General features: G+C 60.3%; 1 protein-coding gene. It reads left to right on the top strand.

Translation table 11 applies throughout. From position 1 onward, the window contains the following. On the top strand, positions 1-209 hold a 209-nt coding region (locus tag HP548_RS00055; RefSeq protein WP_175380571.1), incomplete at both ends, for a hypothetical protein.

Raw genomic sequence — 209 nt, 5'->3', positions numbered from 1 at the left:
TGCGGGAGTAACTGGAGCCACAGGTGTCAGTGTAACGGGAAGTACTGGAGCCACGGGAGATACAGGTGTAACCGGGGCGACTGGGGTTACCGGCGATACAGGGGCTGCGGGAGTAACTGGAGCCACAGGTGTCAGTGTAACGGGAAGTACTGGAGCCACGGGAGATACAGGTGTAACCGGGGCGACTGGAGTTACCGGCGATACAGGGG

This window comes from Paenibacillus taichungensis (assembly GCF_013359905.1).
In the GTDB taxonomy this organism is placed as follows: Bacteria; Bacillota; Bacilli; order Paenibacillales; family Paenibacillaceae; genus Paenibacillus; species Paenibacillus taichungensis.
Note: the sequence above shows the minus strand (reverse complement) of the source record. Positions and strands in the feature narration are given on the sequence as shown.